Below are 9,578 nucleotides of genomic sequence, written 5' to 3' on the forward strand. Positions count from 1 at the left end.
GATCTCCCCGTAATACTCCGGCGCGCCACGACCGCACTCGGCCACCGCCACCGCAATCGTCTCCTTATGCACGTCCAGCCCGATGTAGGCACCGTAGACGTTGCTCGCTTGCTCGAGCACTCGCTTCACCCCGGCCTGCCCCGTCACCGGGCCTGCATCCTTCACCCCTTCCGCGATAAACTCATTCATGACCTGCCCCCTCGATAATGGCTCTGTGTTGAAGGTGGTTATCCCAACCCCGAAAACATAACCCACGCTCTCGAGGTCGGGCAGGTCAATCCATGATGTCTACTGCGTGCACATGAATGCCGGAGATGGACCGAACATCGCCGCGGACGCACGCACGGTTCCAGCCTATGCCAGTGCCCCGATCAATGACGTCGCAACGATTGGCTGCTACATCGGGTTCCCGCTGTACGATGCCGATGGCGAACTCTTCGGCACGCTTTGCGGATTGCATCCCGAACCCATGGACTCCGCCATCGAACACCATGAGCCGGTCGTTCGTGCCCTGGCAGGTTCACTGGGGCACCTGCTGCGCCTCAGCCAGCGCGCCGAGGGGCTGGACCGGCTGCGGCAGCACGCGGCCCTGGCCGCCCACGGTGATCCCCTGACCGGCGTGCTCAACCGCCACGGCTGGGAGCTCGCGCTGGACGCGGAGGAGACCCGCTGCCAACAGAGCGGCCAACCCGCCGGCATCATCCTGTTCGATCTCTTCCCCGGGGACTCGAGCGTGGACAGCACTGGCATTCAGGATGACACCGAACTGGTTCGCGCGATCCTCGCCCTGCAGGGCCTGGCAGGCCCCACCGACCTGATCGGTCGACTCGGTGGCACCCGCTTCGGCCTGCTCGCGATCGACTTGAGGGCGCAACCCCTGGCGGCGCGGGCGCAACACATCCGCCAGGCCCTGTCCGCAAAGGCCATCCCCGCGGCCATTGGCCACGCCATGCGCGAACCCGGTGCTGGAAGCCTGGAACACGCCCTGAAGCGCGCGGAACGCGAACTGCGACCGGCAGCGCGACCCGCGATCTCCTAGACTTTTTCCATCCTGCGCGGCGAACCGCCGCCCCACCGTCTCGACGGATTGTCCCATGGCCCGAATCTTCGACCTCCCCGATACCGCGCCCTCGCCGTTCAACCTCGGGGTCGATCACGTCCTGAAACTGCTCCACCGGATCGCCCCCCTGGACGTCTGGATGCTGACCCGCATCGAGGACAACGAGCAGATCGTCGTGCGCGCCGACGACCACGGCTACGGCATTCAGGCCGGCACGGCCTTTGACTGGAGCAATTCCTTCTGCATCCGCATGCTCGCCGAACGCGGCCCGCGAATCGCCCCGGACGTACAACAGGTTCCCGCCTACCGGGAAGCCCTCGCCGCACAACCCGATCCCCCCGCCATCGGCAGCTACATCGGGTTTCCGGTACAGGACCGTGAGTACGAGATGTATGGCGTACTTTGCGCGATGAATCCGGAGCCCATATCGGCCGACATCGAAGCGCAATCGGAACAGATACAGGCCGCCGTCACCGTCATCGAGTCACTGATCCGCCAGCGCCGCCAGATCGACGAACTTGAACGCGAGCGCGAGGCCCTGCGACTGGAGGCGTACAACGACGCCCTTACGGGCACCTACAACCGGCGCGGCTGGCTACTCGCGTTGAGCGCCGAGGAACAGCGCTGCCAGGATCACAGCCTCCCGGCGGGTCTCGTCGCCATCGACCTCGACAACCTGAAGACCGTCAACGACCAGGAAGGCCATGACGCCGGCGATCGATTGATCAAGGCGGCTGGCCAGGCCCTGCGGGATGCCAGTCGCGAAATCGACATCGTTGCCCGCCTGGGTGGAGACGAATTTGGCGTGCTGCTTCCGGAGACGCCGGCCGACCACCTCCTCGGGATCGCGAACCGGCTGCGTGCGGCGCTACAGGAGGCCGGTGTGTCGGCCTCCATCGGTTACGCCTGCCGCACCGTCAGCGGGTCCCTGCCCGAGGCCCAGACCAGCGCCGATGCCGCGATGTACGCCGACAAGCGCCAGCGCCGCGGAACCCCCGGGCCCTGACGCCCTCGCGCGGCAAGCGCGATCGCCCTTTTCCTCCGGGACCAACACACTTCACGCACCCCTCTGCCGCGGGCCGGTCGATGGTTTACCATTCACCTAATCCGCATCCGGACGTCCCCTTCGCTACGAGGCCGTTTCATGAGCAAAACCGTCACGCTGACCGACAACACCACCGGCAAGAGCATCGAACTGCCGATCCAGGAGGGCTCGCACGGCCCGAACTGCCTGGATGTCCGCACCCTGTACAAGGAGCTCGGCTACTTCACTTATGACCCGGGGTTCATGTCCACGGCCAGCTGTCGTTCGGACGTCACCTTCATCGACGGCGACGAGGGCACCCTGCTCTACCGCGGCTACCCGATTGAACAGTTGGCGGAAGAGAGCACCTATCTCGAGGTCTGCTATCTGCTGCTGAACGGCGACCTGCCTGCCGCCGACGACCTGCACGACTTCTCGCGCATCATCAAGGAGCACTCGATGCTGCACGAGGCCGTGCGCCGCTTCTTCGACGGCTTCCGCCACGACGCGCATCCAATGGCGATCATGGTCGGTGTGGTCGGCGCGCTGTCGGCCTTCTATCACGACAACGTGGACGTGCATAACCCGGAACATCGGCGCATCGCCGCGCACCGGCTGATCTCCAAGATGCCCACCATCGCCGCCTGGTCGTACAAGTACGCCAACGGCCAGCCGTTCATGTACCCGGACAACAACCTGTCCTACACCGCCAACTTCCTGGCGATGATGTTCGGCGTGCCCAGCGAGCCCTACCAGCCGAACCCGGTGTTCGTGCGCGCGCTCGACCTGATCCTGATCCTGCACGCCGACCACGAGCAGAACGCCTCGACCTCCACCGTGCGCCTGTCCGGCTCCTCCGAGGCCAACCCGTTTGCCGCGATCTCCGCCGGCATCGCCTCGCTTTGGGGGCCACTGCATGGGGGTGCGAACGAGAAGGTCATCCGCATGCTCGAGGAGATCGTGCACTCGGACAAGAGCGTGGAGGACTTCGTGGCCCGCGCGAAGGACAAGAACGACTCCTTCCGCCTGATGGGCTTCGGCCACCGCGTGTACAAGAACTACGATCCGCGCGCCAAGATCATCCGCAAGATGTGCCACGACCTGCTGGCGGAGATGGGCGACATGGGCGCCGATAACCAGCCCCTGTTCGACGTCGCCATGGAGCTGGAACGTATCGCGATGGAGGACGACTACTTCATCGAGCGCAAGCTCTACCCCAACGTGGACTTCTACTCCGGCATCATCCTGCGCGCGATGGGCATCCCGTTGAACATGTTCACCGTGATCTTCGCCCTCGCCCGCACCGTCGGCTGGATCTCGCACTGGAACGAAATGATGCAGGATCCCGAATCCCGCATCGGCCGCCCGCGCCAGCTCTACACCGGCTACCGCTCGCGCGACTACACCTCCATCGAGGAACGCTAGAGAGACACGGATCCATGCGTACGTCCGCGTTGGCACCCCGTGTTTTCCGCAACCCGATACGGCACGCAGACGGGTAGACGCGCTACCGGCCTGTGTCCTCTCATTGGAGGTCGCAACGCAGATCGGGGAGCGTGGAGGACCCACCCCACGACCGATGGAACGCCGGGGCTTGGCCGATTCTGCCCACCGACAGCGTTGCCGATCGAGCGCGAACGCGTGCGTTGATCCGCCTCCCCCAGGCTGGCATTCAGACGGATGCTTGCCGAACCCCTGCGCCGGTGCTATCTACTGGGTAGTAACAAGGGAGGAAGTGCTCATGTCTACCGACCGTTTCTTCATTTTGTTTGCCGGTATTGTCGTCCTGATCAGCGTACTGCTCACCTGGTTGGCCAGCCCCTGGTGGCTGCTGCTCGCCGTCTTCATGGGCATCCACCTGATTCAGGCCTCGTTTACCGGCTTCTGCCCGCTGGTAATGATCCTGAAATCGATGGGGCTCAAGCCCGGCGAAATCTTCCCCTGAACCCGGTCCCACGCATCGGGGGCGAGGAACGCCATCAGCCCGGCGCCCCTTGAATTCGTGAGCGCCAGACTTCATATTAGAGTTCGCTAATACTTTAACCAGGAGACACCATTCATGAGCATTGACCGCATCGTCCTCGCCTTTGCCGGCACCGTCGTGATCATCAGCGCCATCCTCGGGTGGGTCTTCACCCCGATGTGGCTGATCCTGACCCTGTTCGTCGGCGCCAACCTGTTGCAGTCCGCCTTCACCGGCTTCTGCCCGCTGGCAATGATCCTGAAGGCGATGGGCGTGAAGCCCGGGGAAGCCTTCAACTAAAACCAAGGGGCCCCACCCCTTCCAAGGCCCGGGTACCGCTGGTCCCGGGCCTTTTTGTTTGCGTCGCCCGCGAGTGATCAACGGCCTTTTTGTTTGCGTCGCCCGCGAGTGATCAACACCTGTCTACACTTCAGGTGATGCCCACTCACGCTGAGCGTAGGCCAAATGCGTTTTCGAGACCGAAATGAAGCCGGCGAGCAACTCGCACATGCCCTGGACCGCTATCGCGGCCAACCCGGCGTTGTGTATGCCTTGCCGCGCGGCGGAGTCCCCCTGGGGATCGCCGTCGCCCGGCACCTGGGCATGCCACTGGATCTCCTGATCCCGCGCAAGATCGGCCACCCGTTCCATCCCGAGTACGCGATCTGTGCCGTGCCCGAGCAGGGCGAACCGGTCTGCAATCCACGCGAGGCGGAACGCGTCGATCCAGGCTGGCTGGACCAGGCCGAGGCACGCGAACGCGCCGAAGCCCGGCGCAGGCGCCAACTGTACTGCACGACGCCTTCCCCGGACGTTGGCGGCAAGCTGGCGATCATTGTCGACGACGGGATCGCCACCGGACTGACCATGCGCGCCGCGATCCGTGACGCGCGTCAGCGCAAGCCTCGCCACCTGGTCGTGGCGATCCCGGTGGCACCAGCGGAGACCGCGGCGCTCCTGGAAAACGAGGTGGATGAACTCGTCACCCTGGACATCCCCAAGTACTACCGCGGCTCGGTGGGGGCGTACTACGAGGATTTCGCCCAGACCTCCGACGACGAGGTCATCGCGTTGATGGCCTCGGTCCACCACGCGCAAAAACCCGATGTCTCGCGCTGAGGAACAGACTGTCGCCCTGGTCCTGGACGACCAGGTCCACCAGGGCATTCTCGGCCTGCCCGAGACACCCGCCGGACTGGTGATCTTCGCGCACGGAAGCGGCAGTAGCCGCCTGAGCCCGCGCAACCACCAGGTCGCTCAGACACTGCAGGCAAGCAACATCGCCACCCTGATGTTCGACCTTCTCACCGAGGCCGAGGATCGCACCTACGCCAACCGCTTCGATATCGAGCTACTCGGCCGGCGGCTGGTGCAAGCCTGCCAATGGGCGGCCGCCCAGCCTCGTCTGGCTCCCCTGCCGCTCGGGCTGTTTGGCGCCAGCACCGGCGCCGCCGCAGCGTTGCAGGCCGCTGCAGCAGCTCCGGAGACCATCCGGGCCGTTGTCTCGCGCGGCGGGCGCCCGGATCTGGCGGGCGCCGCCCTGCCCCGAGTCGAGAGCCCCACCCTCCTCATCGTGGGCGGTGACGACACCATGGTGATTCAACTGAATCGCCAGGCGCAGGCACTCATGCACGCGCGCTGCGAGCTCCAGATCGTACCCGGCGCCAGCCACCTGTTCGAGGAACCGGGCACGCTGGAACAGGCAGCCGAACTCGCGGCCGACTGGTTCAACAAGTGCTTGCCTACGGCGTAATGGCGACCTTCAGCACGCCGTCGCGTTGATGCGAGAACAGCTCGTAAGCCGTCTCGATATCCGCCAGCTTGTAACGGTGCGTCACCATCGGCGTCAGATCCACGCGCCCCGAGGCGACGACCTCCATCAACCGCCGCATGCGTTCTTTCCCGCCGGGGCACAGGGTGGTCACGATGGTGTGATCGCCCAGCCCGGCTGCAATCGCATCCAGCGGCATGGAAAGCTTGCCCGAATACACCCCGAGACTGGAAAGGGTCCCGCCCGGTTTCAGGATGCGCAGACAGGCCTCGAAGGTCTGCTGCTGCCCCAGGGCCTCGATGGACACATCGACCCCGCGCCCGCCAGTCAGCTCCATGATCGTCTCGACCGGGTCCTGCTCGCGGAAGTTGATTGCCACATCCGCGCCCAGCTTGCGGGCAGTCTCCAGGCGCTCCGGGACCCCGTCCACCACGATGATCCGGGTGGCCCCCATGAGCTTGGCACCCGCCGTGGCACAAAGCCCGATGGGGCCCTGGGCGAACACGGCCACGGTATCGCCGATGTGGATATGCCCATGCTCGGCGCCGCCGAAACCGGTGCTCATGATGTCGGGACACATCAGCACCTGCTCGTCGCTCAGACCGTCCGGCACCGGGGTCAGATTCGCCTGCGCATTGGGGATACGCACGTACTCCGCCTGGCAGCCATCGATCGTGTTGCCAAGCTGCCAGCCACCCATGGCCTTGCCACCGCACTGACTGGAGATGCCCTCCTGGCAGGAATGGCATTGCCCACAGGGCGTGATCGCGCCCGCGATGACCCGCTGGCCGACCTCGTAGCCAGTAACCGCATCCCCGAGACGTTCGATCACGCCAACCGGTTCATGCCCGACGATGCGGCCCGCCTCCACCGGGTATTCGCCCTTGAGGATATGCACATCGGTCCCGCAGATGGTCGTGGTCGTCACCCGCAGCAGGGCGTCCGTCGGTCCGATCTCCGGGATCGGACGCTCCTGTAGTTCGATCCGTCCGGGTTCGACGAAAACCGCCGCCTTCATCATCTTCATGGTGATCTCCTTTGATGCAGCCACCGGCACGCCGTGCCGGCATTCGGCCCTTATCCAACAAACATAGCAGGCCAACCGACCGGCAACAGCGCCCATCGCGACGGCCTGCTCGCCTGCCTTACAATGAGCCTACGTCCGCCGTTCAGGATCGCATGTGATCTCGCTCATTCCCCGCCTGTTTCAACGCGCCCCGGCCCTCGACCCCGAAAGCCGGGCATGGATCCACGCCATCTTCGACTGGGCCGGGAACGAACCGCACCTGGGACCGATGCTGCGCAAGGCACATCTGGTACTGCCCACGGCCGAGCACTTCCCCGGGCAGGCCGACAATCGCCAGGCCATGGCTCAACTGGTGTTCGATCGCGTGCTGGACCATGCCGGACTGGCGGACAGCCCGTTCCGGCTCGTGCACCCCGGAAACCTGATGGACGACCCCATCCCCTGGGATGCGATGAATACGGCCCGACCGAGCCGCAACCCGGCGGACCCCCAGTCCGGGGGCGTCGGCATCCGCTACGATCCGGAGCTCGTCGCCCATTCCCAGGCGCTGATTGCCCACTTCGCGCGCGAAATCGCCTTGCGCCTGCTCGCCACGGCTGGCGAGCCCCCACCCGCCCTGGAGGGCAACGAGGCCCATATCGCGGAACTCCTCGCCACCCAAATGGGCTTCGGGGTCATGCTGGCCAATACCGCCTTCCAGGTCCGCGTGAATCAGTGCGGTGCCTGCAAGGGGCCGAGCGCCGAACGCGAAACCGCACTCTCGCGCGACGACCTTGCCTACGCCCTCGGGCTGTTCTGCCGGCAGCATGCCATCCCGCCGTCCCATGCAAGAACGCACCTGAACACCCCGCTGCGCCCGGCCCTGCGTCACGCCCTGCGCGACCTCGCCCGCCGCGAGCGTGAAGCCGCCAGCGGCGCCGCCTGATCGGCCCGTCCGACGGGCGCCCGCTGCACAACCGCCAGGCGTGGCGTTATTTAATCCGCTTTATAAGGCTTCTTCCGTAACTTACTGTCGGATAAGTGGATTTACTTGATAGAAAGTGGATACCACTTAGCGCGGGGTCTCGGCGCGTTGAAGAGCCGTGCCCGGGCATCTAGTTACCAGAGTGCGAAACCACAGCTCTCTGGAGACCCATCATGAAGACCCTGCGTTACTGCCTTGCTGCCCCGATCTTGCTCGCCTTTTCCGCCGCGCCCCTGCACGCCAGCGAGGGTACCTTCGACACCCCGACGCTAATCCCCGAGCTTGCGGTCAAGGCCGCAGAGGCCGCGGTTGAGGCCTGCCGCGAACGCGACACCCAGGTCACCGCAGCCGTGGTCGACCGACATGGGACGCCGCAGGCCCTGAAGCGCGACCGATTTGCCGGTCCACACACCGTGGACACCGCCATCAGCAAGGCCTGGACCGCCGTCAGCTTCCGCACCGACACCCTGGAGCTTCGCGAGATGACCGAACCAGGAGAGGCCGGCTATGGCATCCAGCACCTGCCGGGCGTCAGCACTCTGGGCGGCGGCAAGCAGATCACGACCGATGGCCGGATCGTCGGCGGCATCGGCATCTCCGGCGCCCCCAGCGGGCAGGTCGATGACGAATGCGCAGCAGCCGGCATCGACGCCATCACCGAAGACCTGCTCTGATCCCCACCAACGCCCGGGGCCTTCTCGCATAAGCGGAGGGCCCCCTTCATCGCATGATCACGCGACCGTTTCAGGCGCCCAGCAAGCCGCTTCGCTGAAGCCCGTCGAAGATGAACTGCATCGCCAGCGCGCTCAGCAGCACGCCCAGAATGCGGGTGAGCACATGCGCGCCCGTCACACCCAGCCAGTGCTGCAGACGTGACGCCACCAGCAAGCACACCAGCGCGAGCACCATTACGGCCACCAATGCGCCCAGAACCACGGCCTGGGCCGCCCAGTCGCCCTCGGCCCGGCTCATCATCAGGATCGCGGCCCCCATCGCGCCGGGGCCGGCCAGCAAGGGCGTGGCCAACGGAAAGATCGACAAGTCCTTGCGGGTACGCGCCTCCTGCGTCTCGGCCGCCGTTGCCGACACCCCGCCCGAACTGCGCGCGAACACCATGTCGATGCCGATCAGCAACAGCAGGATCCCGCCCGCGGTATAAAGCGCCGCCAGCGAGATCCCCAGCAGCGACAACAGCGCCTCCCCGACCAGCGCAAACAGCAACAGGATGCCGCCAGCGACCGCCGCCCCGCGGATGGCCATGGCGCGGCGCTGGGCTGGCTCCACGCCCCGACTGAGGACCGCAAACACCACCGCGACATCCACCGGCCCGATGGTCACGAAGAACGTGGCCAACGCGACGATTCCCAGTTCCAGCATGGCGGATCCCTCCTCTGGCCCATGTTCGCCGACGGCCATGACATGCCCAGAATGGGCCTGGCCATTAGGGGTTTAAATTGCCCTTCGTGATCGACGCACCTGATATGGATTGACCTGTCAACGGTTGGCTATAGCGTTCGATAGAGGCCTCCTTGTTTCAATGTCTTCGGGTCAGGGCACGAGAAGCGAATTGCGACGGTGGATCACTCTGATATACGTGGGTTGGTTACCGACCGGACTTCACTTCGTCGCGGAGCTGCCCTTCTCTACAGTCGAGGGTCGGCCCTTCCGGGGAAGGGCGCACCTCATAGGAGCGCCAGGGGTTCTCCTCACCGGCCTCTCATGCCCTGGCCCGAAGACACTGATCCTGGGGTTCAACCGCCGACGCCTGG

10 protein-coding genes and 2 pseudogenes are annotated in these 9,578 nt (G+C 65.2%); 9 read left to right on the plus strand and 3 right to left on the minus strand.

The genetic code is table 11. The features are described 5' to 3' along the window. Positions 1-189 (minus strand): annotated as a pseudogene (locus tag F618_RS15070) (IS110 family transposase); the annotation flags it as partial. A 100-nt stretch (positions 190-289) separates the two neighbouring features. Between F618_RS15070 and F618_RS15075 the strand changes: the two are divergent. From F618_RS15075 to F618_RS0114035, 7 genes and pseudogenes are all read left to right on the plus strand, one after another. Beyond that, positions 290-1,039, plus strand: a pseudogene (locus F618_RS15075) (GGDEF domain-containing protein); the annotation flags it as partial. Positions 1,040-1,094: 55 nt separating this feature from the next. Then, positions 1,095-2,066 (plus strand): sensor domain-containing diguanylate cyclase, encoded by a 972-nt coding sequence (locus F618_RS0114010; protein WP_019568935.1) that lies wholly within the window; start codon positions 1,095-1,097, stop codon positions 2,064-2,066. A gap of 138 nt (positions 2,067-2,204) precedes the next feature. Further along, complete coding sequence (locus F618_RS0114015) at positions 2,205-3,509, plus strand: citrate synthase (protein ID WP_018169899.1); 1,305 nt, start codon at positions 2,205-2,207, stop codon at positions 3,507-3,509. Positions 3,510-3,825: 316 nt separating this feature from the next. Then, entirely contained in the window at positions 3,826-4,029 is a 204-nt protein-coding gene (locus F618_RS0114020; protein ID WP_019568936.1) for a DUF2892 domain-containing protein, read from the plus strand. 114 nt (positions 4,030-4,143) lie between these two features. Continuing rightward, positions 4,144-4,347, plus strand: coding sequence for a DUF2892 domain-containing protein (locus F618_RS0114025; RefSeq protein ID WP_018145532.1), 204 nt, complete (start codon positions 4,144-4,146; stop codon positions 4,345-4,347). A 165-nt stretch (positions 4,348-4,512) separates the two neighbouring features. Then, positions 4,513-5,166: a phosphoribosyltransferase gene (locus tag F618_RS0114030; RefSeq protein WP_019568937.1), complete on the plus strand. Its 654-nt coding sequence runs from the start codon at positions 4,513-4,515 to the stop codon at positions 5,164-5,166. Continuing rightward, the gene (locus F618_RS0114035; RefSeq protein ID WP_019568938.1) at positions 5,153-5,800 is read left to right on the plus strand and encodes a dienelactone hydrolase family protein; all 648 of its coding nucleotides are present in this window, start codon (positions 5,153-5,155) and stop codon (positions 5,798-5,800) included. Before F618_RS0114030 ends, F618_RS0114035 begins: the two co-directional genes overlap by 14 nt. Here F618_RS0114035 and F618_RS0114040 read toward each other — a convergent pair. Next, the gene (locus F618_RS0114040) at positions 5,790-6,845 is read right to left on the minus strand and encodes an NAD(P)-dependent alcohol dehydrogenase (protein WP_019568939.1); all 1,056 of its coding nucleotides are present in this window, start codon (positions 6,843-6,845) and stop codon (positions 5,790-5,792) included. The two genes, F618_RS0114035 and F618_RS0114040, sit on opposite strands and share 11 nt — an antisense overlap. A gap of 154 nt (positions 6,846-6,999) precedes the next feature. Here F618_RS0114040 and F618_RS0114045 point away from each other — a divergent pair, with 154 nt between their 5' ends. Together F618_RS0114045 and F618_RS0114050 are read left to right on the plus strand one after the other, a co-directional pair. Further along, positions 7,000-7,770 carry a hypothetical protein gene (locus F618_RS0114045; protein ID WP_019568940.1) on the plus strand — a complete coding sequence of 257 codons (771 nt, stop codon included), beginning with the start codon at positions 7,000-7,002 and terminating at the stop codon, positions 7,768-7,770. A 212-nt stretch (positions 7,771-7,982) separates the two neighbouring features. Continuing rightward, on the plus strand, positions 7,983-8,483 hold the full coding sequence (locus F618_RS0114050; RefSeq protein WP_019568941.1) for a heme-binding protein: 501 nt from the start codon (positions 7,983-7,985) through the stop codon (positions 8,481-8,483). Positions 8,484-8,553: 70 nt separating this feature from the next. On the opposite strand, the gene F618_RS0114055 is transcribed toward F618_RS0114050, so the two are convergent. Further along, positions 8,554-9,186: a MarC family protein gene (locus F618_RS0114055; RefSeq protein ID WP_019568942.1), complete on the minus strand. Its 633-nt coding sequence runs from the start codon at positions 9,184-9,186 to the stop codon at positions 8,554-8,556. Positions 9,187-9,578: the final 392 nt, after the last annotated feature.

This window comes from Thioalkalivibrio sp. ALMg13-2 (genome assembly GCF_000381185.1).
Lineage (GTDB): Bacteria > Pseudomonadota > Gammaproteobacteria > Ectothiorhodospirales > Ectothiorhodospiraceae > Thioalkalivibrio > Thioalkalivibrio versutus.